Annotated in this window: 21 protein-coding genes and 2 pseudogenes; 12 read left to right on the forward strand and 11 right to left on the reverse strand. The window is 46.1% G+C overall.

From position 1 onward, the window contains the following. Positions 1–231 precede the first annotated feature (231 nt). From O9290_RS06565 to O9290_RS06580, 4 genes are all read right to left on the reverse strand, one after another. The gene (locus O9290_RS06565) at positions 232–2,046 is read right to left on the reverse strand and encodes an ABC transporter ATP-binding protein (protein ID WP_288057135.1); all 1,815 of its coding nucleotides are present in this window, start codon (positions 2,044–2,046) and stop codon (positions 232–234) included. Between the two features lie 40 nt (positions 2,047–2,086). Next, positions 2,087–3,163, reverse strand: a complete 1,077-nt coding sequence (locus tag O9290_RS06570) for a phosphotransacetylase family protein (RefSeq protein WP_004159525.1) — start codon at positions 3,161–3,163, stop codon at positions 2,087–2,089. 35 nt (positions 3,164–3,198) lie between these two features. After that, on the reverse strand, positions 3,199–3,576 hold the full coding sequence (ebsA, locus tag O9290_RS06575) for a type IV pilus biogenesis protein EbsA (protein ID WP_002789392.1): 378 nt from the start codon (positions 3,574–3,576) through the stop codon (positions 3,199–3,201). A 178-nt stretch (positions 3,577–3,754) separates the two neighbouring features. Further along, positions 3,755–5,038 carry a GAF domain-containing sensor histidine kinase gene (locus tag O9290_RS06580; RefSeq protein WP_288057894.1) on the reverse strand — a complete coding sequence of 428 codons (1,284 nt, stop codon included), beginning with the start codon at positions 5,036–5,038 and terminating at the stop codon, positions 3,755–3,757. A 388-nt stretch (positions 5,039–5,426) separates the two neighbouring features. On the opposite strand from O9290_RS06580, the gene O9290_RS06585 reads away from it, so the two are divergent. Both O9290_RS06585 and O9290_RS06590 read left to right on the forward strand, forming a co-directional pair. Continuing rightward, positions 5,427–5,747, forward strand: a complete 321-nt coding sequence (locus O9290_RS06585) for a DUF3155 domain-containing protein (RefSeq protein ID WP_002798554.1) — start codon at positions 5,427–5,429, stop codon at positions 5,745–5,747. A 464-nt stretch (positions 5,748–6,211) separates the two neighbouring features. Beyond that, complete coding sequence (locus O9290_RS06590) at positions 6,212–7,000, forward strand: response regulator transcription factor (protein ID WP_004159539.1); 789 nt, start codon at positions 6,212–6,214, stop codon at positions 6,998–7,000. Between the two features lie 85 nt (positions 7,001–7,085). On the opposite strand, the gene ftsH is transcribed toward O9290_RS06590, so the two are convergent. After that, entirely contained in the window at positions 7,086–8,981 is a 1,896-nt protein-coding gene (gene ftsH, locus O9290_RS06595) for an ATP-dependent zinc metalloprotease FtsH (protein WP_288057896.1), read from the reverse strand. A gap of 214 nt (positions 8,982–9,195) precedes the next feature. Here ftsH and rimP point away from each other — a divergent pair, with 214 nt between their 5' ends. The 5 genes from rimP (at position 9,196) to O9290_RS06620 (ending at position 15,457) form a co-directional block, all read left to right on the forward strand. Next, the gene (gene rimP, locus O9290_RS06600; RefSeq protein ID WP_288025779.1) at positions 9,196–9,666 is read left to right on the forward strand and encodes a ribosome maturation factor RimP; all 471 of its coding nucleotides are present in this window, start codon (positions 9,196–9,198) and stop codon (positions 9,664–9,666) included. Between the two features lie 429 nt (positions 9,667–10,095). Further along, positions 10,096–11,292, forward strand: coding sequence for a transcription termination factor NusA (gene nusA, locus O9290_RS06605; RefSeq protein ID WP_004159547.1), 1,197 nt, complete (start codon positions 10,096–10,098; stop codon positions 11,290–11,292). After that, entirely contained in the window at positions 11,289–11,570 is a 282-nt protein-coding gene (locus tag O9290_RS06610) for a YlxR family protein (protein WP_002768359.1), read from the forward strand. The genes nusA and O9290_RS06610 overlap by 4 nt, the downstream gene beginning before the upstream one ends. A 111-nt stretch (positions 11,571–11,681) precedes the next feature. Continuing rightward, the gene (infB, locus tag O9290_RS06615; protein WP_012264842.1) at positions 11,682–14,714 is read left to right on the forward strand and encodes a translation initiation factor IF-2; all 3,033 of its coding nucleotides are present in this window, start codon (positions 11,682–11,684) and stop codon (positions 14,712–14,714) included. 173 nt (positions 14,715–14,887) lie between these two features. Then, positions 14,888–15,457 carry a low-complexity tail membrane protein gene (locus O9290_RS06620; protein WP_004159551.1) on the forward strand — a complete coding sequence of 190 codons (570 nt, stop codon included), beginning with the start codon at positions 14,888–14,890 and terminating at the stop codon, positions 15,455–15,457. 26 nt (positions 15,458–15,483) lie between these two features. On the opposite strand, the gene O9290_RS06625 is transcribed toward O9290_RS06620, so the two are convergent. Continuing rightward, complete coding sequence (locus O9290_RS06625) at positions 15,484–16,212, reverse strand: carbonic anhydrase (protein WP_043999280.1); 729 nt, start codon at positions 16,210–16,212, stop codon at positions 15,484–15,486. A 28-nt stretch (positions 16,213–16,240) separates the two neighbouring features. Continuing rightward, on the reverse strand, positions 16,241–16,423 hold the full coding sequence (locus tag O9290_RS06630; protein ID WP_071825090.1) for a hypothetical protein: 183 nt from the start codon (positions 16,421–16,423) through the stop codon (positions 16,241–16,243). Positions 16,424–16,479: 56 nt separating this feature from the next. Between O9290_RS06630 and O9290_RS06635 the strand changes: the two are divergent. Then, a pseudogene (locus tag O9290_RS06635) lies at positions 16,480–16,642 on the forward strand (ISNCY family transposase); the annotation flags it as partial. Between the two features lie 53 nt (positions 16,643–16,695). Then, entirely contained in the window at positions 16,696–17,649 is a 954-nt protein-coding gene (locus O9290_RS06640; protein ID WP_288059482.1) for an ABC transporter ATP-binding protein, read from the forward strand. A 22-nt stretch (positions 17,650–17,671) separates the two neighbouring features. Here the strand turns inward: O9290_RS06640 and O9290_RS06645 are convergent, their stop codons facing one another. Further along, the gene (locus O9290_RS06645; protein ID WP_288059484.1) at positions 17,672–18,424 is read right to left on the reverse strand and encodes a tetratricopeptide repeat protein; all 753 of its coding nucleotides are present in this window, start codon (positions 18,422–18,424) and stop codon (positions 17,672–17,674) included. Positions 18,425–18,468: 44 nt separating this feature from the next. On the opposite strand from O9290_RS06645, the gene nblB reads away from it, so the two are divergent. Then, positions 18,469–19,134, forward strand: a complete 666-nt coding sequence (nblB, locus tag O9290_RS06650; RefSeq protein ID WP_288059486.1) for a phycobilisome degradation protein NblB — start codon at positions 18,469–18,471, stop codon at positions 19,132–19,134. A 73-nt stretch (positions 19,135–19,207) separates the two neighbouring features. Then, positions 19,208–20,299 carry a tetratricopeptide repeat protein gene (locus tag O9290_RS06655; RefSeq protein WP_288059489.1) on the forward strand — a complete coding sequence of 364 codons (1,092 nt, stop codon included), beginning with the start codon at positions 19,208–19,210 and terminating at the stop codon, positions 20,297–20,299. Positions 20,300–20,433: 134 nt separating this feature from the next. Here O9290_RS06655 and O9290_RS06660 read toward each other — a convergent pair whose 3' ends face one another. From O9290_RS06660 to O9290_RS28115, 3 genes and pseudogenes are all read right to left on the reverse strand, one after another. Next, positions 20,434–20,907, reverse strand: coding sequence for a DUF29 domain-containing protein (locus O9290_RS06660; RefSeq protein WP_043999281.1), 474 nt, complete (start codon positions 20,905–20,907; stop codon positions 20,434–20,436). A gap of 178 nt (positions 20,908–21,085) precedes the next feature. Further along, the gene (locus O9290_RS28445) at positions 21,086–21,487 is read right to left on the reverse strand and encodes a PEP-CTERM sorting domain-containing protein (protein WP_308417983.1); all 402 of its coding nucleotides are present in this window, start codon (positions 21,485–21,487) and stop codon (positions 21,086–21,088) included. A 3-nt stretch (positions 21,488–21,490) separates the two neighbouring features. After that, positions 21,491–21,895, reverse strand: a pseudogene (locus tag O9290_RS28115) (hypothetical protein); the annotation flags it as partial. A gap of 58 nt (positions 21,896–21,953) precedes the next feature. Here O9290_RS28115 and rnc point away from each other — a divergent pair. Then, entirely contained in the window at positions 21,954–22,634 is a 681-nt protein-coding gene (gene rnc / locus O9290_RS06670) for a ribonuclease III (RefSeq protein ID WP_288027260.1), read from the forward strand. Positions 22,635–22,832 lie beyond the last annotated feature (198 nt).

Below are 22,832 nucleotides of genomic sequence, written 5' to 3' on the forward strand. Positions count from 1 at the left end.
TTTTTTTTTGTTTTTTGTTTTTTGGTTGGTTTTTTTGGTGTTCTGTGGTTTGGTGTTTGGTGGTTTTTGGGGTGGGGTTTTTGGGGGTGGTGGTTGGGGCTTTTGGTTTGTGGGTTGTGGGGTGTGGGGTGTGGGGAAGTAGGGTGTGGGGTGTGGGGTGTGGGAAGTATAAATAAAAATAATCTCCTGTCTCCTGTCTCCTGAATCCTGACTCCTGACTCCTGACTCCTGTTAACTATCTGTGCCTAACATTTGCAGTTTATATAAACTAGCGTAGAGGCCGTCTTCGGTTAATAAATCTTCATGGGTTCCCGATTCGACTAATTCCCCGCGTTTAAGGACAAGAATTCGATCGACATCGCGAATAGTGGAGAGACGATGGGCGATAATAATAGCAGTACGATTGACTAAAATCTGTTCTAAAGCTTCTTGAATTAATACTTCTGTCCCCACGTCTAAACTAGCGGTAGCTTCATCTAAAACTAAAATTTCGGGGTTACGAATAGCGACTCTCGCAAAAGCGAGTAATTGTTTTTGTCCTCCCGATAAATTTGCGCCTCGTTCCCGTAAAAGGGTATGATAACCATCGGGTAACTCCTCGATAAAGTGATCGATATTAGTTAATTTAGCTGCTGCCTTCACTTGCTCAAAATCATAATTTTCCCCTAAAGTAATATTGCGAGTAACATCTCCGGCAAAGAGAAAAGTTTCTTGGAGAATGACACCGATATAACGTCTTAATTCCGCTTGGGGAAGATAACGGATATCGATACCATCCACTAGAATTCTGCCCTTACTCGGTTCATAAAGACGACAGAGAAGACGAATAATCGAACTTTTTCCCGCACCGGTGGGACCGACTAAAGCGACTTTTTCCCCTGGATTAATGGTAAAATTGAGACCTTTGATAATATATTCATCGGGTTTATAACCAAACCAAACATTTTCAAAAATAATCTCGCCAGTCTGCCGTTTTTCTAGGAAGGAAATCTCTTTATAATTGTTAGAATCTTTGATTTCAATGGGAATACTGATTAATTCCCCAATGCGTTCAATAGCAGTAAAACCCGATTGAAACATGGTAAATTTTTCGGCAAACTGACGCAGGGGATTAAAGAGACGTTGGGAGAATAAAATAAAAGCAGATAAAACCCCAAAATCAATGGTTTTCTGGAGAATAAAAATCCCGCCTAACCATAATACTCCTCCCACGGCAATTAATCCGATCCATTCCAAAGTAGCTGAGACAGCCGAATCATAAAAAATTGTTTTATCTAGGGATTGACGATAGTGAGTATTGATAGCGCGAAACATTTCAGCATTAAAGCGTTCGCGGCGAAATAATTGAACAATATTAACTCCGACTATATTTTCCTGTAATTGGGCATTAAGTTTTGATAATTCCTCGCGTACTTGATAGTTAGCGCTGCGGTATTGTTTTTGAAAAAAGATAATTAAAGCAGTGACGGGAAATAACATCAACACCAACAATAGAGCTAATTGCCATTGCAGGGTAAACATGGTGATGATAATAACTAAAATATTGACCAAATCGCTGACAACTCCGATCGCCCCACTAGCAAAAACTTCTCCTAATGCTTCCACATCGCTGGTTAAACGAGTGACTAAACGTCCCACGGGAGAGCGATCAAAAAAACTGGAGGAAAGGGAGGTGACATGGGTAAATAAATCTTCCCGGACATTAGCAGTAATTGACTGACCGACTTTCTGCACTAGATAACCTTGCATTGTCCCTAAAATCAGTCGTAAAATAATCGAAGCCGAGAGGATAATAATTAGGGTATTAATGGCTGCTGTTAAGGGCATTCGAGCCAAAAAATCCCAAGTTTGTTCCTTTTGCAAAAGGGAGACCGCTTGACCGATAATTAAGGGTTGTATCGCCCCTGTGAGAGATAGGGGAAAAAGAAGTATTAATGACCAGAATAGCAGGGCTTTTTGCTTTTTTGCGTAGGGAAGTAATCTTAATAATAATCTCCAGTCATTTTCTTTGACCGGAGGGGACACAGGGGAGGATGATAGACTCATGAAGGGATTTCCAATGAAATTCTCGGCAGCCGGGGAGAAATTACCCCTCTGTTGTTAACTTTTCTAACAGGCGATCGATCTGGAAATATTCCTCCATTAATTCTCGAATACCAGCGACTTTTACCTGTTCCTGTAAGCGAATCTTCCCGAAGGCCTGATCGACGATTTCCACGGTACTGAGAGTATCTAAATTTACCGAGAGAATCGGTACTTCTAAATCCTCGGCCCGTCCCAAAATCAGGGGATCTGGAGAGATGGAACCGGTTAAGATTAAACAGGTGGTGGAAGTTTCTAGGGCAGCTAACTGGAGGTCTGTGCGATCGCCACCCGTAATCACGGCCATATTTTCCCCCTTGCGAAAATATTCTAAAGCGGCGTTGACATTCATCGCCCCGATCGCTAAACTTTCTACCATCCAATCCAAACGATCGGGCCGACATAATACTTTGGCCCCCAAAAGATGGACAATTTCCCGAACACTAATACTACGCAGCAGTTTACTAGCGGGTAACAGTCCTAAAACTTCCACGCCTTGGCCCGCGAGATAGGGTTTCAGGAGGGATTGTACTTCCTCCCAATCATCGGTGGGAATATCGCTAATCACTACCCCCAGCAGCTGATTATTTAATTCCCGTTGCGCTTTCAGCAGACTATCGGCAATCAGGGGAGAACTATAGCGGGCCACCAATAGGATCGGAGTCTGGAGAATTTTGGCCATTTCCCCCATCGATAGCTGAAAAATACTGCCTTCCCAGAGAGTCCCCGGCCCTTCGAGGAGGGTAATATCACTGTTAATCCGATCGAGATAACCAGCAAGAATATTGCCGTAGTCCTGTTTATCTGCACCTTGCAGACGTTTAGCAACGGAATCCACATCTGTATAGATCAGGGGCAAGCGCAGCTGTTCGGGGGATAATTCTAATAATTGCCGAATAAATTCTACATCCTCATCGACCAATTGCCCATCGACGTAGCCCGGACAATTGCCCACTGGTTTGCCGTAACTTATCTCTAGTCCTTTTTGCCGCAAGAGATGCGCTAAACCGACGATAGTTCCCGATTTACCACTGAGGGGTTCCAGGGAAGAGATGAGTATAGATTTGGCTGATTTCGCCACGATTTGCTCCTTTTTAACCCGTAAAATCCCGACTTTTATCCTTCAAATCGCAGCAGTTTCCGATAAAATCCCTGGGAAAAGTCGGCTGAACCTAGCTGCTTAAAGGTTTTAATCGCATCGATGAGATATTCGATCAACTCGGCGTTAATAATCGTCATCTCATAGCTTAGGTCGGCCTGTCCTTCAAATTGTAAACGACAACGGGTCAATTCCGAGGGCAATTTTGATACATACCAAGATGCCACAAAGGGAATCCCTTGACTGTTTTCTATGCGACGACGACCTTCTAAAGATCCGGCTTGATACAAAGCGATCGCATAGGGCAGGATACTATGTTTGTCCTTGGCATAGTAGGGCATATATACTACCACATCGGCCTTATCGGCGGGTTCTAATTGTTCGATAGTTGGCATAATTTACTTAATTCTCTGGTTCACGGCCAAGTTACCATTGACACTGATATTTTCCATATATTTTAACCGATCGCCCCAGGAATCTCCTGAGGGAGAAAATAGGCATAATTTACCGAAAAATTGGCTCGAAAACCTCGCCTTAAGGCGAAAAGTTTTGGGAGCGGGGCATAAATCCCCGTTACAAAAATGGCCGACCGCCCCCTGCCGACCGCCCCCTGCCTTCTTTATCCTCGGCTATAACCGGCATACTAACCCGAAAAACCGTGCCGGGGTAGGGGGAACTTGTTGGCTCGGGATTGGGACTGATAAATTCGATCGTCCCCCCCATGCTGGTAATTAATTCTTTGGCGATCGCTAAACCTAATCCTGTACCCGGTATATCTCCCCCTGCTTGCACTCCCCGGTAGTGACGTTGAAAAATTCTTTCTTGATCGCTCGTCGGGATACCATAACCCGTGTCTTTAAAAACAATTTCTACACTATTCTTAACATTCTGCACCTCGACGGTGACTTTTCCGCCAGCAGGAGTATATTTGAGGGCATTATCAATTAAATTGCTGAATACTTCCCGCAAACCGGGGATATTGGCGCAAATAAGTGGTATGTCTTCCCCGTGAATCGTTTCTAGACTGAGATTTCTCTCTTTGGCTACGGCCTGGGCCGAAAGGAGCAGCGGATCGAGAAGATCATGGAGATCGATCGGAGTTAGTTGGCCGCTGCCAGCAGGTAAGAGAAAGGCGGTGGGGGAAGATTGCGCTTGCAGGAGAGGAATATCGACGGTGGGGTAATTTTCGCTTTCTTGCTGAATTTGTCCCTCAAATTCGGCAATTAAGTCGCGAACTCGATCGCTTTCTCTCAGCATACCAGTAATGGCGGGATCGTTACCCTCTTCGGCTAAAAGCCTTTTGAGTAGAAGTTTACCAAAGGTTTTTAAAGCGGTGAGGGGATTGCGGATTTGATGGAGAAAGGTATCGAGGCGCTGTCGTTGCCATTGTCGATAATAACGTTCTTCTCCCAATTGGCGATCGAGTACACAGGCCAAAGCGAGGGTTTGGGTGATTTTTTCCATCTGGGTTAATTCCCAACTTTGCCAAGGTCGTTTTTCTCGGGTTGTCACCAATAATCCGATCATGCCCTCTTCATACATTAAGGGTAAAAACAAGCGATGACCGCTGACGCTCTCCTGATTACCCCAGAGGTGGGATAAATCTTCTAACTTAACCGCAGTTAACAAGTCGGCTGCTGGTTGCTCTGGTTGTAAGGAAAGCCGCTTTTTTTGGGGAGAAGGGGGATTAAAAGGCGGATAAACAACGACTGGAATTAAATTACTCGATAAAGGTTCAGTTAAATAAACCGCACTTCTGTCCGTTTCCATTTGCTCTCGCAAAAGTTCCATCTGTGTCTGACAGAGGGCAATAAAATCATCACTCAGGGGAGTCCGGGAGGGGGAGGAGAAGGGCATACCAAGAAAGTAAAAAGTAAAAAATCAGAAAACCTAGATACAGCTAGGGTTGCGAGTTTTGTTTCCCAGTTTACATAGGGGAGAATGACCCTCCTCTTGAGTCGAGGGCAACCAGCAAAAAGCAATTAGGACAAGGGTTTGGTCACTATTTTCGGGGTGGATCAAGGTATATATTAAAAAAAGTTTAAGAATAATAAGTTTTGTATCGATATTTGTGGGTGTGTTTTTGTAACAAAAACTTAAACCTAGTCTCAGTCTAGCTTCTAGTCAAACTTGTCTGTAATTGGGTTTGTGAGAGACACTTGATTTCTTGGTCTAGAACGGATATAATTGCTACGGCTTTTGTAACTATCATTACAACGATTAGCCAAAACAGGAGGTAATTGGGTTGGCCAGAAAACGGAAACGTAAAAGTCGCCGTCGTCAAGAAGGACGTAAGATACTTGAACTTATACCCCAGTATAGTATTGAAAGTGGCGAAGATAAACCCGTAACTGCGGCGCGTAAGTATATTCAAGCTATAGGCATTAGCCCACCAGCTTTATTGATTGTTAAGCGTAACGAGCATACAACCGATCGCTATTTCTGGGCTGAAAAAGGACTGTTTGGAGCGCAATATGTGGAGGAAAACCACTTCCTCTTCCCAAGTTTGCGCGACCTGCAGCCCCAGCCCCAGCCCGTCAAAGCACCGGTAGCAGTTGCTAAATAACTCAAAGGACTATTGATCATATCATGGAAAGTAAACTCGTTTACCGAAAAGTAAACGAGTTTTTTTGTGCATAAGTAGAGTTTGCGGCAAAAAGCTTTTCCTGGGGGCAGGGTGTAGGGTGTAGGGTGTAGGGTGTAGGGTTTTAGCGATTTTGAGGGGGTCAATTACCTAATTTTCAGGGAAAAAGTCCAGGAATTTTCCCCCCGATCACTCCCAGATCTGGTACTTTTTGGTTTCCAAAAAGTCTAAAAGTTTTACCCAACAAGGTTTTTAGATTTTTTCGGCAAACCCTAAATAATCAGTTTTTAATAACCAGATTTAGTATAAAAATAATCTCCTGACTCCTGACTCCTGACTCCTGACTCCTGACTCCTGACGAATGTTACGATTGTTACAACATCTTGACATTAATTCTGATACCCTGACAATGTGTCAATCTGTGCAGTAATGGGGCAGAAACTCAAGTGGTATCGATCCATATTTCTATTGTTGAGGGCAACCCGCACTTGCGATCGCTATTAGCTTGGCATCTGCAACAGGCCGGTTATTTGGTTAACCAATCGGCAACCCTGCAAAGTGCGCGTCAAGCTTTCCTTCATCGTCAACCAACCTTAGCAATTATCGATTCCGACTTGCCGGACGGGGATGGAATCGAACTCTGCCGTTGGCTTTATCAACAAAAACAGTCTTTAATACTGATTCTCTCGGCCCGCAATAGCGAAAAAGACGTGGTCAATGGTTTAAAAGCCGGGGCCGACGACTACCTGAAAAAGCCCTTTGGAATGCAAGAATTTATGGCTAGGGTAGAAGTGTTAACTCGTCGTTTAGGCAGTAGGGCTGCTCCCCTACACTTGGATTATGGGCAATTAAAAATAGATTTAGCCCAACGACGGGTACAATTTCGCGGGGAGTATATCGAATTAACGCCCCAAGAATTTAGCCTACTCTACGTTTTAGCCCAAGCGGAGGGAACACCCCTATCAAGGGCTGATTTACTGCGTCGCGCTTGGCCCGAGGAAATTGATAATCCCCGGACAATTGATACTCATGTTCTCTCTCTGAGGAAAAAAATCGAAACCGATCCCAGGCAACCTAATTTAATTCAAACCGTCCGCAACGTCGGCTATCGTTTTAATCTAGAAATGTTGGCCGAGATGACTTCAGCTTTAGAAGCTAATATTATTGCCTCCACCAAAGGCAATCATAACGGCCATTCCATTAATAAAATTCCTGCTCACAACGTTAGTCGTTAATTCTGGCTTTGTCCGACTGATTAGCAGATTGTCTGCTGAAATCGTCTCCTAACCACTTAATCGAAGCGAGGAGACGAAGGGCAAATTAAACCGTAGTCACCATTGACCGATCCGCTTGTTGCTGAAATTCCGTCAATAAACGCCGGAATTCGTCGCCGTCAATGGTTTCCTGTTCAATCAGTATATCCACCAAGCGATCAATCGCCACACGATTGTCAAGGATAAGTTTTGTTGCTAAATCGTGGCATTGCTTGACAAGTTCCCGTACTTGTGCATCAATTTTCGCCATCATCGCGAAAGAATGGTCGGCATGATAACCAGCAGCAGCACCACCGAGATAGGAATTGCCCTCCTCCTCTAGAGCAATCAATCCCAATTCCGACATTCCCAGACGCGTTACCATCTGTCGGGCCAGATAGGTAATTTTTTCAATATCATTACCGGCCCCGGTGGTCACTTCATCCTCACCGAAGACACATTCCTCCGCCACTCGTCCCCCTAATAATCCCGCAATTCGGGCTAATAACTGGGAACGACTGGTTAAACCCTGTTCTTCATCGGGAGTGAACCAAGTTAACCCCTGCGCTTGACCCCGGGGAATCAGGGTGACTTTTTCCACCTGATCGTGGCCGGGACAGAGAGTACCGACAATCGCATGGCCAACTTCGTGATAGGCGATCAAACGCTTGGCTTTACTATCCACTAAAGCGCGCCCTTCCATACCGGCCACAATCCGATCGATCGCATCGTTGACTTCCGCCATGGTAATCGCCTCTTTCCGTCTTCTAGCGGTAAAAATCGCCGCTTCGTTGAGCATATTAGCCAAATCTGCCCCGGTAAAACCGGGGGTGCGACGGGCGATCGCCTCCAGAGCCACATCAGCAGCCACCTTTTTATCGCGAGAATGGACCTCCAAAATGCCCAAACGTCCCTTAAAATCTGGATAATCCACCACTACCTGTCGATCGAAACGACCCGGACGCAGCAGGGCCGAATCCAAAACATCGGGGCGGTTGGTGGCGGCAATGACGATAATGCCGGTATTTCCCTCAAAACCGTCCATTTCCGTCAATAATTGGTTCAGGGTTTGCTCCCGTTCATCATTACCTCCCCCATAACCGACCCCTCGTTGACGACCAACGGCATCAATTTCATCGATAAAAACCAAACAAGGGGCATTTTCCTGGGCTTTTCGGAATAGATCTCGCACTCGCGACGCACCAACCCCGACAAACATCTCCACAAATTCCGACCCGGAGATGCTGAAAAAAGGCACTCCCGCCTCTCCTGCGATCGCTTTAGCCAGTAAAGTTTTCCCCGTCCCCGGTGGCCCGATTAACAGGACTCCTTTGGGGATTTTTGCGCCAATAGCCGTAAATTTTTCCGGTTGTTTGAGGAATGTCACCACTTCCTGTAAATCTTCCTTGGCCTCATCCACACCCGCGACATCATTAAATTGTGTGTCGGTTTTCGCCTCCATCTGAAACCGCGCCCTTGATTTACCGAAGTTCATCGCTTGACCGGAAGCATTGGCAGAACGACGGATAATAAACACCAATAATCCCAAGACGAGAATAATCACTAACAGGTTAGTGAGAACATTGATCAAGGCCGAATTGTCAGTGCTGGGGAGAATGCCGTACTCAATTTTTTCAGCATCGAGTTTCTTGATTAATTCGGGATTTTGGTCAAATAAATTGACTTCTTTCGGGGGATCCTTGTCCGTTTGACCGACGAGGGTAACTGCTGCCTGCTGCAAAGAAGGATTGATTTCGACCTTTTTTACCTTTCCTTGGTCGATCTTCTCTAACAATTCACCGTAGGTGAGGGTATTTTGGTTTTTTTGACTCCAAGCAGGAGTGACATGGCCAAAGGTTTGCAGAATCATCCAAGTGGTGACAATCCCTTTCCATACTGGCCGACGACCACGATTCTTAGCTGACTTGGCTCTAACTACGGTGAGTGGAGATTTTTGATCCATAATTGACTCTATATCTAGTTACCCTGTATTCATTGTGACAGATCGACTCGATCGTGACCACTGTTCTGTTTTCCCCCAGGCACGACCCCGGGGGCAAATAGTGATGACGGTTTTTTGCTATATTGTATTTAGCTAGGTAGTCTAACAACTGCCTATCCCAATCACTAACAGTTTAGGGAAGTGGGTTTCGCCCGCTTTTTTTGTTGTCCAAATTATGACCCATCCGCTCATCCCCGACCTGCTGCACCTAGCCATCCCTATCGCTGAAAACTTGGGGCTAGAAGTGGTCGATATCGTTTTCCAAACCAATAAAAGGCCTCCCGTCCTGCGCGTCGATATTCGCAATCTTGCGGGAGATACCGGTTTAGAGGACTGTGAGCAGATGAGTCGGGCCTTAGAAACCGCCCTCGACAGTCAAGAAATCTTACCCGGGGCCTACGTTTTAGAAATATCTAGCCCCGGTATTTCTCGACAACTGAGCAGTGAGCGCGAATTTCAGTCTTTTAAAGGTTTTCCCGTCATCGTTACCGGCCAGGATAGCCAAGGAAAACCGCAAGAATGGCGCGGAAAACTGCAAGGTAGAGATGAGCAATCTATTTATCTTAACCAAAAAGGTCGCTCCCTGACCATCGATCGCACTACCGTCATCAGCGTCCGTTTAGATGAGCAGCGCAGTAATCAGTAATCAGTAATCAGTAATCAGTGATCAGTAATCAGTAATCAGTAATCAGTAATCAGTAATCAGTAATCAGTAATCAGTAATCAGGGATAAAGATGAAGATAAATAAAGGCTCTTCGGTTGGTGTTATGCAATAGACGGGGGTTATAAGGGATGTAACCCTTATATAGAAAGGCATTTAGCGATTTTTGTCAATTGTTTTTTATCTAGAGCGAACTAATCAATTAAGTCTCTTACCAGATAAGGATTTAGTCGATTTATGCCCCCCTATCGAACCATACCAAGTAACGAAGAACCTAAATAAATAACTAACTGATTAACTTAAAACTTACATCTGATAACTGATAACTTACATCTGATAACTGATAACTGATAACTGATACAAGGCTAATGGCTAAAAAACTAATCACTCAAAAGTAAGGAGAAAAAATAATTATGGCTACTGTTAATTTGCCTGGTTTAAAAATAATGCTCGAAGAAATTAGCCAACGACATAATCTGCCCAAAAATGCCGTACAGGAAGCCTTGCGTGAAGCACTTCTCAAGGGGTATGAACGTTATCGACGCGCCCAAAGTTTAGAAAAAGCCGCTCAATTTCATGAAGATTATTTCAATAACTTTGATGTGGAATTAGACGTAGAAGAAGAAGGGTTTCGCATCCTTTCGACTAAAACTATTGTCGAAGAAGTGACTAATCCCGACCATCACATCGGTCTCAAAGAAGTGCAAGAAGTGGCCGATGAGGCCCAATTAGGGGATGAAGTAGTTCTTGATGTCACCCCCGACCAAAGAGAATTTGGTCGCATGGCGGCAATTCAAACTAAACAGGTTTTACTGCAAAAACTGCGGGATAACCAACGCAAAATGATTCAAGAGGAGTTCCAAGATCTGGAAGGAACGGTTTTACAGGCCCGGGTCGTCCGTTTTGAAAGACAGGCCGCTATTGTCATGGTACAAAGCACCTACGGTCAACCGGAAGTGGAAGCAGAACTACCCAAACGGGAACAGCTACCCAACGATAACTATCGCGCTAACGCCACCTTTAAAGTTCTGCTCAAAAAAGTCCTGGAAGGTTCTCACCGCGGCCCGCAATTAATCGTTTCCAGAGCGGCGGCGGGTTTGGTAGTATATTTGTTCGCCAACGAAGTTCCCGAAATCGAGGAGGAAATCGTGCGTATTGTCGCCGTCGCCCGGGAAGCCAATCCCCCCTCCCGTCACGTTGGTTCGCGGACAAAAATCGCCGTCGATACCTTAGAGAGAGACGTGGATCCGGTTGGGGCTTGTATTGGGGCTAGAGGTTCCAGGATTCAAGCCGTGGTTAACGAATTGCGGGGGGAAAAAATCGACGTGATTCGCTGGTCTCCAGATCCCGCCACCTACATCGCCAATGCCCTTAGTCCCGCCCGTATCGACCAAGTTTTGTTCACTAATGCCGAAGAAAGACAAGCATTGGTACTGGTGGCACAGGATCAATTAAGTTTAGCGATTGGCAAAGAAGGGCAGAACGTGCGTCTAGCCGCCCGTCTGACGGGCTGGAAAATCGATATTAAGGATATAGTCCTCTATAAAGGCGAACAAGAGGTAAAAACCGATGAAACCGACCCAGAAGCGCAGGATTTAGACCAAGAATGAACCCCTTCGTCAATTATCGACGCTGTATTAGCTGCCGTCTCTTCGCCCCGAAAGAATCCTTTTGGCGAATTGTCCGACTACACCCGTCCGGACAGATACAATTAGATCAAGGAATGGGAAGGGCTGCCTATATCTGTCCGCAACCTAATTGCCTGCAATTAGCCCGGCAAAAAAATCGTCTCGGACGGGCCCTAAAAGCCAATATTCCCGAAACGCTCTATGAATCCTTGCAAGAGCGCCTCGGGACTGCCAAGCAAGGTCGTTCAAATCAGGATTAAAATTGACGATCATAGCCACAAAATCGTTAGCATGGAAAGGGGGCAGTCCTGAGAGGATCAAAAAATCAGCCAACTTATAGGATCACTAACACTTTAGCCGGGGGATAATGGATGAGTAACACGAAAGTCAGAATTTACGATTTATCAAAAGAATTGAATCTAGACAACAAAGACATTTTGGACATCTGTGACCAGTTGAACATCGAGTACAAGAGCCACAGTAGCACGATCAGCGAAGAGGATGCCCAACGCATCAAAGCAATCGCTGCGAAGGGATTGGCCTCGAGTACCAGTAAAAATAGCACGGGTCAGCGAGAATCGGCTAGTCCTGCCGAAGAAAAAAAACAAAAGATTTTAGCCCTGCATAAACACAACCGCCCCGAAACCGGCGAAGAAGGGGAAAGCTATCCCGGTCAAGCCGGTTCCTCGGCCAAACCGACTTTAATCAGTCCCCCCCGTCCCCCGGTTAAACCCCTCGTTGCTCCCCCAGGGCGCGACGAGGCGGCCGAAAAAACTCCCCCCACTGCAGCAGAGATGCTATCTCATAGCCCCAGTGTTAAAGAAACCCCGACCGAAACCCCGCTAGTGCCAGAAGCAGCCCCCACCTTAATCGCCCCACCTAATCGACCTTCCCTCACCCCGAAACCACGCCCTGAAACTGCCTCGGGACGGCCAGAACCCCGATCTAAAAATGCTCCTGGCAGTAACGACAGGCCCCGGGGAGAAAAACGCGAGCGCGGCGAGAGCGAAAACGCCCCTAGTCCTGAGCGTAGGGTAGGCTTGGCTAAACCAGAAAAACCGACCCTCAACCGCAAACCCGACGGAAAAAGCCCGAAACTGGCGGAACCAGCTAGAGAAGTGCGGGAGACAGTGGAGTTGAAGCGCCCGGTTCGCCCCGGGTTACCCGCTAAAATCTCGGCTACCAGCGAGGAGGAAACCGATACCACCAAGAAATCTGGTGTTGATGGCACAGAAATCGATACAGATACCGGATTGCTCGGAGCAGACGGGCCCAAAAAACTCAAACGACCCACCATGCCCCCTCGCATGGCCAAAAAATCTACCTGGGAAGAAGAAGAAGAGGAAGAAAAAAAAGCGGCCAAAACCGCCAAAACTGCCGGCAAAAACAAACGCCGCACCCAAGCGCTCTTTGAAGATGACGATGATCTAGAATCGGAACTGTCCGGGTTAATTAATACCCCCAGTTTTACCCTCTCCACCGCTCGTCCCCCCAAACCGCCCACCGCTAAAGCTGCCCCCCCCGGCACCCCAACAGCAGTCAAAGTTAAGCGGCCCAGTAAACCAACCGCCCACACCGGCAGCCCGAAAAGCGAGCGCCAAGAACCCCAAGAGGAAAAACGCCCGGAAAGCATCGTTGTCACCGGCAGTCTCACCGTGCGCGACCTCTCGGAATTGATGAAAGTCCCCGAAACTGAGATCATCAGAACCCTATTTTTTAAAGGGATGGCGGTTAATATCACCCAAACTCTCGACGTGGACACGATCGAAATGATCGCCAGGGACTTCGAGATCGCCGTGGAAACCCCCAGCACCCAGTCGGCGGCGATCAAAACCACGGAAATGATCGATGTCTCCGACTGGGAAAGTCTCCAGCGTCGTCCCCCCGTCGTCACCATTATGGGTCACGTTGACCACGGTAAAACCACCCTCCTCGACTCGATCCGCAAAACCAAAGTCGCCCAGGGGGAAGCAGGCGGCATCACCCAGCACATCGGTGCTTACCACGTCGATGTGGAACATAACGGCAAACCGGAACAGATTGTCTTTTTGGATACCCCCGGCCACGAAGCTTTTACCGCTATGCGCGCCCGCGGGGCGAGAGTCACCGATATAGCCGTGCTGGTGGTAGCCGCCGATGACGGCGTACAACCCCAAACGAAAGAGGCAATCAGTCACGCCAGGGCTGCCGAAGTCCCCATCGTGGTGGCGATTAACAAAGTCGATAAACCTTCAGCTAACCCCGACCGGATTAAACAGGAATTGACCGAACAGGGACTGGTGGCCGAAGATTGGGGCGGTGAGACGATCATGGTTCCCGTTAGCGCCCTGCGGGGTGAAAATCTCGATAATCTGCTGGAAATGATCCTCTTGGTGGCAGAAGTGGAGGAATTGGTCGCTAACCCCGACCGCTTGGCGAAGGGAACCGTCATCGAAGCTAACCTCGATCGCACCAAAGGCCCCGTGGCTACCCTGCTCGTCCAGAATGGCACTCTCCGGGTCGGTGATAGCATCGTCGCCGGTTCCGTTTTCGGCAAAATTCGGGCCATGATCGATGATCGCGGTCAAAAAGTCGAAGCGGCTACCCCCTCCTTCGCCGTGGAAATCCTCGGTCTCAGTGATGTGCCGGCCGCCGGCGATGAATTCGATGTCTATGAAAGTGAGAAAGAGGCCCGATCAATCGCTGATCAACGGGCGATCGAACGACGCAACACCCGTTTACAACAGGCCCTCTCTTCTCGTCGCGTTAGCCTTAGCACCCTCTCTATCCAAGCTCAAGAAGGACAACTCAAGGAACTTAATCTCATCCTCAAGGCAGATGTGCAAGGTTCCGTCGAGGCCATCCTCGGTGCGCTCAAACAGTTACCCCAAAACGAAGTGCAGATTCGCGTTCTCCTCGCCTCTCCGGGGGAAATCACCGAAACCGATGTGGATCTGGCCGCCGCTAGTGGTGCGGTGGTGGTGGGCTTTAATACCACCCTTGCCAGTGGTGCGCGCGCATCCGCCGATCGGGAAGGGGTCGATATCCGCGATTACAATATCATCTACAAGCTTCTCGATGATATTCAAGGGGCGATGGAAGGTCTTCTCGACCCCGAAGAAGTGGAAGAACACCTCGGTTTCGCCGAAGTGCGCGCCGTCTTCACCGTCGGTCGTGGGGCTGTGGCGGGCTGTTATGTCCAATCTGGTAAACTGGTGCGGAACCGCTTCCTGCGCGTGCGTCGCGGCAAGGAAATTGTTTATCAGGGAGTTCTCGATTCCCTCAAACGGATGAAGGAAGATGCCCGGGAAGTAGCTACCGGTTTCGAGTGCGGTGTCGGTGTTTCTAAATTCAATGACTGGAAAGAAGGCGACATTATCGAAGCCTACGAAATGGTCATGAAACGTCGCACTTTATCCAGTTAATTAGACTTGAACCGTCGGGAGTCGGGAGTCAGTTATCAGTTATCAGTTATCAGTTATCAGTTATCAGTTATCAGTTATCAGTTATCAGTCATAATTCATAATTCATAATTCCCCCACTCCCCCACTCCCCCACTCCCCTGCTCCCCCACTCCCCCATCTCCCCACTTCCCTCTATGAAATCAGAACCTTTTTTGTGGATTCATCTGGCAGGGTTAGCGGCTTTGCCAATCTTTTTACAAATCGCTTGGATTGGTTTAGCTGTGGGCGATCCCTTGCCTTTTCTTTGGCTAGAATGGCTATTTCTAGGAGCGATCGCTATCATACCCGTCTTTTGGATGCAGTGGACAAAACCTTTTGATATTTTTAGTCTTTTGTTGGTTGCTCTAAAACCGAGTCAACTCACCCCCGAACAGTTAAAAATTCTCTCTCTTTTTAAACGTCCTCGCCATCGTCTTCTTACTCTTTTGGGAGTCGTCCTCTTAATTCTCATCACTTGGCCCATCTACAATTTTGCCCCTCTAGCGGCTGCCGTGGCCGCCTATCTCCCCCAATGGCGGCTTTTAGGTTTAGTAATCGCTGCGATCGCTCTCCTCTTAAGTCACCTATTTCTACAGGTTCCTCTGAGTGTTCTGGGGGTTTTAGCCACTAAGGAAAGTGACTGGACAGCCACCGAAGCTTTAGTTATTGAGCGCATTCCTGAGTTATTTACCATTGTTGGTCTAAAAGTTAATAAAATTATCTAAATTAGCCAAAATGCCGACAATTTCGGCTAGGAATGCAGGATTGATCGCCCGTTTAAGGGTTGAATATTCCTGGCATTACGGGGAAAAATCGCGGCCAATTGTTGCAGTTGTTGGGGAGAAATTTTGATCGCATTTTGCCAGACTAACCAGAGAACATCCTCGCTACAGGGAGGAGTGGACAAAGACCCCCGATATTCATAAAAATCGCTATTTTCTGGCAGTAAAAGCCCGGCATTGACCCAAGTATCGGGGATAATCATTTCAGGAGAAGGTTCTTGGGGCAAATAAGCCCAAATCGTTTGTAAATAGGGATTAAAAGCGCCGATTTCGGCTAAGATACCCACAACTGCTAAATTTCCTCTCCCATTTCGATGCACTAAATGAATTTCTAGAGGGAAAGACTGACCTTTAATCTGATGTTCGCTGGGATGATGAAAATGAAACTGCAATAAATCCCAGTTTTCGCCGTGAAAACTCATGTTTCCACCTTTTTCGGTCTTAACCAAGATTGTACGACCGTTATGGCGAATTTTTAGGGGTACAGGACGATAATTAAAGGTGGGTTGGTATAGCTCTTTTTCAGTCACTATACTCAGATCGATCGGTGTTTGTTGCTTTCCCGTGGTGCAGAGACGATAATTCCTTGATAATTCGCCCCAATGGTCAATATTTTGATAATTCCAAGCAAATTCTGGATTAATAGCCCCAAAAAGAGCGTGAGAGCCAATAAATTGCAGTAATTCTCGTCTATACATCGTATTAAATCCAGAAATCATCGGATAATTAGGGTTTGCTGAAAAAGTTTTTCGGTGGTGGCAGGGTGTAGGGTGTAGGGTGTAGGGTGTAGGGTGTGGGGTGTGGAGTGTGGGGTGTGGGGTGTGGGGAGAATAAATAAAATAATCTCCTATCTCCTATCTCCTGACTCCTGACTCCTGACTCCTCAAAACCTAAGACTCTGTACCTCACAACTATGGAAATTGCTATAATCGGCTCACATCAGTCTTTAAACATCTAGCTTGATGATCAGTTTTCTGATCAATATCTTTTTGTGGTTCGTGTTAGACTTACTCAAATATCAGTCTAACACAGAACAAAATCACCTCTTCGCCTGTATTGCCTTGTCCTAGTTGTGGTTCTCACCATACCATCAAGAGTGGTTCTATTGATAACGGGAAACCCAAACGTTAATGTTAAGAATGTGGTGGCCAGTTTGTCAGCAATCCCACTACTAAAACTTTATGAACACACCAGAATTAGCCATTGCTACCGTTGGTTTAACCAAACAATTTGACCGCCATGGGGCTGTTAATCAAGTGGATTTACAGATTGAAGCGGGGGAAGTTTACGGGTTAATCGGTCCAAATGGAGCGGGAAAAACCACTTTAATTAGGATGTTAGCGGCAGCGGAAGAACCGACAACGGGAGAAATATATCTGCACGGAGAACGTCTTTTAAGAGATGAGAGTAATCCCCGTCTCAAAAGAAATTTAGGTTATCTACCCGATAATTTTCCCCTCTACGATGACCTAAATGTCTGGAATTATCTGGATTATTTTGCCCGTCTTTATCATATCCCTCGCTCCCAACGTCATCGCCGCATTTATGAGGTTCTAGAACTGGTACAATTAACCGGTAAAAGCCATAATTTGATCGCTACTTTGTCCCGGGGGATGAAACAACGTTTAAGTTTAGCCCGCACGATTATTCATGAACCTTTAATTTTACTTCTCGATGAACCAGTTTCTGGATTAGACCCGATCGCTCGCCTACAATTTCGTGAGATTATTAAAGTCTTACAATCGGCAGGTATGACTATTTTAATTTCCTCCCATGTCCTTAGTGATTTGGCCGAACTTTGTAGTTCTGTGGGCATCATGGAATTAGGTTATCTAGTGGAAAGCACCTCTTTACAAGAATTAAATCAACGTCTAGCTGGTCAATACTTGCAGATTACGACTCTAGGCAATTTAGAAGCCTTAGAAACTGCTCTTAAACAATGTGTTTTTGTGGAAAGTTGGCAAAGAATTATTCATACTAATACTCTCCGGGTTAAATTTACGGGAACCCTAGAAGATAGTGCCGAATTGTTGAAATTTTTAGTCGTTTCTGGCCTGACCTTAAGCGAGTTTTATACTTGCCGCGAAGATTTAGAAACTATTTTCCTAAAACTGGGACATCGACAGGCATCCTAAGGGGAAATAATAATTTTTAAATCTAACCAGATAGTAACTTTTCGACTAATTTAATTTGCTCCTGACTAAAACCAGCTTCCTTCAGATGTGCCAGAAACCATTTTTGTCGATAACGACCGTCTAAATCCCTAGCCTTTTTGTAGGTATCCCGCGCTTTTTTAATATCACCTTGATCTAAATAGACCATTGCCAAAGCCACAAGAGGATGGGGATTATTCGGCTCTAATTTAACTGCTTTTTCAGCGTTAGTAATAGCTGAATTAAAATCTTTTAAGCGATGATAGGCGAGGGACAAATTATAGTAGGCGATTTCATTATCGGGTTTTAAATTAGCGGCTTTAGTATGAGTGACTACGGCTTTTTCAAGATGACCACCGACAAGATAAACAATTCCTAAAGCATTATAAGCAGCCACATGATCGGGAGCAATTTTAATCGTTTCCTCTAGGGTTGTTTGTGCCGCTAAAGGTTGTTTAGCTAGGTGTTGTGTCCATCCTAAAATTACTCTCCCGTCTAGATGATTGGGGTTTAACTGTACCGATTTTTTTAAAGCTTCAATACTTTTGATAAAATCTCCCTGTTGACGATACTGTAATCCCAATTGACGATAACGATTAGCAGCTTTAATGTCTGATGCGGAAATAATCGGACTGGGAGAAGGAGGAACAAGCATCTCGGCCGTAGGTTCTTTTTTAAGGGGAGCGGGAGGACTACAGCCCCAAAAAACCGGGGAACTAAACATGATCAAAATAGTCAGGAGTCGATAACTATTCATGGGACAATTAATACCAGTCCAATTGTTAAGGGTGTCATCAAATTATGAATTATTCCCCTGAATCCGTGCAACGGCTGCTCGATTCCGATGATTATGGCGATCGCTTATCGGGAGTTAATCAACTGCGTTATTTAGCCCCAGAAATCGCCTTCGAGATGTTACAGCCTTTAATTAAGGATAGTAACGCTAGGGTGCGTTATTCGGCGGTAAGTCAGCTAGATATCCTCGGTCGTCAGAATCCTGATCTGGCCTTAACTATTCTACGCGATCGCTTGTTGCATGATCCCGAAGCAGACGTGAAAGCGGCCGCGGCCGATGCGATCGGGGGGTTAAAATTAACGGCAGCCTACGATGATCTGGTGGCCGTCTATCAACAATCCTGCGACTGGTTAATTCAATTTAGCATTGTGGCAGCTTTGGGCGAATTGGGGGAACCCCGGGGCTTTGAACTGCTCGAAATCGCCCTTAACTCTGATAATGAATTGGTAAAAACGGCCGCTGTTAGTGCTTTCGGGGAACTAGGCGACCCTCGCGCCGTCTCTTTACTCGTTCCCTTGGCTAATGATGATGACTGGCAACTGCGCTATCGTCTCGCTCAAGCTTTAGGCCGCTTAGGGGGGCAAGATGCGATCGCTGTTTTGACCCAGTTAACCGGCGACAAAAGCGCCCAAGTCGCCCAAGAGGCCCGCAATAATCTCGTCCAAGGGTGATGCAGAATAGTTGATTTTTGTCAATACCATTTACAATAAACTTTAATTAAGAATCGTTAACAAAGGTAAAGCGATGGAACAATTTACCCGTTTAATCTTGCTCGTCGGTCTTCTCGCGGGGGGCTGTTTTTCCCCCTCAATTGCGATCGCCGATAATCCCGCAGGGGCAATCGTGAGCAAGGATTCACAGGTTAACGAACTACTGCGTCAAGCGCGGCAATTGGTCAAAAATGGCAATTATGGGGAAGCTATAGCCATTTACGAGCGGGCTGCCGCCCTTGATGGCAATAATGCCAAAATTTTCTCTGGGATTGGCTTTTTACAAACGCGGCAAGGGGATTATAACGCCGCCGCCCAAGCATACCAAAAAGCTTTAAGTCTCGATCCGAGTAATCCCGACTTTTTCCATGCTCTCGGTTATAGTTTGGCTAATATCGGTGATTATGACAATGCAGCCACCGCTTACTACTACGCTATCCAAATAGAACCGAAAAACGTCCAACACTACCTCGGTTTAGGGGTGGTGTTATTACGCCAAAAAAACTATGCTAAAGCGGGCGAAGTTTACCAATGGGTTTTAGCTCTCGACCCCAATAATCAGCAAGCCCACGAAATCATGGGTAAAGCCTTGATCGAACAGAATAAAAGCAGCGAAGCCCTCGATTTTCTCCAAAAATCCCTGCAAAGATTCCCTAACAATAGTGAATTAAGATTGCAACTGGCCAGCCTTTTGCTCAAACAGGGCGATTTAAATGGTGGAACCCAAATTTTAAAGGAAATAGAGCGACAAAGTGCAGGAAATTTTTTAATTCAGCTAAAAATAGGGATTTTACTCGAAAAACAAGAGCGTTTTGACGAGGCTCTCCCCTTTTATCGTCGGGCTGTTTTCCTGCAACCCCAATCTTTGGAAGCACAAGCGGGAATCGGTCGCATCCATCTGGCCAGAAAAGATTATCTTGCAGCAATTATCGCCTATCAAGATTTGGCCGAAATCGCCCCCAATAACGCCGATGTCTATCTTAATCTCGGTCGGGCCTACGCGGGCCGGGGACGAAAAAGAGAAGCGGAGGAAGCTTTTAAGCAAGCGCGAGCGGTTTATGTGCTGAAAAATAATCAATCCGGCCTGGAGGAAGTGGATGCCCTGCTGAAGAAGTTGCTTGAGTAAAACCAGATCAGTGATCAGTTTTCAGATTTGAGTTTTCAGATTTGAGTTTTTAGTTCACTGATGCGATCACGGCAAAAAGCTCTTTTCTCCCAACTCTAGCCCAGTCTTAAGGAGTGATTTAGATAGTCAATAGTTTATTCCCAATCGATCGGCAGCCATTGATTATCTAAAACCTGTTCGAGATTAAAAATTATCTGACTGGGTAAACCGCCAGGGGATAAACCCATTTTTTTCCGGACGGCCTCTAAAGCTGTATGGTAGGATGGCTCAAAAATCTCCCGAAGATAGGGCTTTAAACTAGGGCTATCCTCCAGTAAATCTTGAATTTCTGCCCGAAAATTATTGATTTCTCCATTCCAATGATTGCCATTCCGGTCTCTTTCCGATTGCCAGTAAGTTAATTTGAGTAAATGTTCTAGGAGACGAGTTAAAAGACTTTTGAGCGCGTGTCTTTCACTTCTCCCCATCGATTCAATCTCCTCAATTAAGTTGTCTAAATCCACCTCGGCAAACTGGCCTTTTTTTAATTGTTCTGCCGTGGTTTTTAGCCAGAGATAAAAATCTTCTTCGTATAATGTTAGGGTCGCTGTTTCTGTCGCTCTAGTCATGACGGAACTGCCACAGATGAAAAGTAATCGGGATTCTATATTATAGCAATTCTCCCACTTGTGGGGTACAAAGTCTCTCAAGGCTGAGGACTGACGCTCAAAAAGATCGCACTGCATTGATTGAGTGCGATCGCTTTTAGTGATCGATTTTTAAGTAGCGAATTTCTGAGTCAGATTCCTACTTTAATAATTTGCGCGTCAAAGCCGAACCTGCACCCAAAACACCGATGGCAAGTAAGCCTAAGACGGAAGCTGGCTCAGGAACACGCCCTGTATCAGGACGCTGAAGGTAATCTACAGAAAGAGCCTCAATCAAGAAGGTGTCCCCTGGTGTCTTGGGAATCAAGTTGATAGTCGATTTCAGTGTCCCTAGTACCCCATCATAAACTCCAATTGATGAGTTATAGACATTTGAGACGTAAAAATCGGTACCATCGTAGGCAATACCAGTTGCAGCAGCTGGAGCAGTAATGAAAGCTGCTTGCAGGAGATTGCCATTAGTATCGTAAATATCATAGACACCGCAGGCATCGCAGCGGTTGCTAATTAGTTTGCCATTGAAGTACTCCAGACCATCCATATAGTCGGCGAGTAGTATGGGTAAACGTGGCACTATGCCATAGTCAATAATTTTTTCCGTGGTTGGCTGCAGTTGAATTTTGGCTAAACAATGAAACCAAATTTGACTAACTAAAACTATTAAGGCCCCCCATCCTATCCAGAGGACGGCCAAATAAAAGCCCGATAATTCTAAAACAATTGTACTAACTGTGACAATAAAAAAGCGATCGAGGCGAGGATCGCTGATTTTTTGCTGAAATTGGGCAATTTCTGCCAAGTCCACCGCCGCCATGCGTGCCTGTTCCATACACATCCCCAGGATACCTAGGGCAAGAATGGGAGCGGATAGGTTTTCCGGTGGGAAGATTTGGGAGATTATGCCTAAACTAGCCGGAAAAAACCGTAAAAAAAGGATCGTTCGTCTCATCTATTCGGGGTGGGGTCAGATTAAGATAAGAAATGCTCTTGACTTGATCATTTCTGTAATGTCTTGTTTGCCTCCTTTTCAAAATGCTCTCCTTCTCACCCAAGCTTTAACCCATCGTTCCTATGTCAATGAACAGTCCCAATTGACGGAAAATAACGAGCGCCTAGAATTTTTGGGCGATGCGATTTTAGCTTTTTTGGTGGGCGAACTATTGTATCAAAAATATCCCGCCATGAACGAGGCCGAATTAACTCGTTTGCGGTCAAATTTGGTCAAAGAAGAACAATTAGCGCAATTGGGCATTGAAATCGGCCTGGGGGAGTTAATGCGTTTGGGTAAGGGGGCAATTAAAGATCGGGGGCGATCGAATCCTACCCTATTAGCGGACACTTTTGAAGCGATAATTGGGGCTTATTATCTAGATTCGGGGTTAAATGCGGTTAAAAACTATCTGCACAGGCTTTTTATCCCTGTAGCCTCTCATTTAGTCTCTCAACAATCGGAATCGCCATCTTTTATCGATGCTAAAAATCTCTTTCAACAGTGGGCGCTGGCTAATTTCGCCTCTAATCCAGAATATGCGATCATCGATGTGACAGGACCGCCCCACGCTAGGGAATTTACCGCCGAAGTGCGGGTTAATAACCTTCTCTACGGTACAGGTAAAGGTAAACGGAAACAGGATGCCACCAAAGCGGCTGCCGAAGATGCCTTAAAGCGCTGTCAATTGCAAGGGTAAATAGGGTTTGCGGCAAAAAGTTTTGCGTGGGGGTAGGGTGTGGGGTGTGGGGTGTGGGGTGTAGGGTTTTACCGATTTTGAGGGGGTCAATTACCTAATTTTCGGGGAAAAAGTGCCTAAATTTCCCCCCCGATCACTCCAATGGCTGGTACTTTTTGATGGGAAAAAAGTCTAAAATTTTTATCCAACAAAGTTTTT

It is taken from the genome of Microcystis sp. LE19-41.2A (assembly GCF_027530405.1).
Lineage (GTDB): Bacteria > Cyanobacteriota > Cyanobacteriia > Cyanobacteriales > Microcystaceae > Microcystis > Microcystis aeruginosa.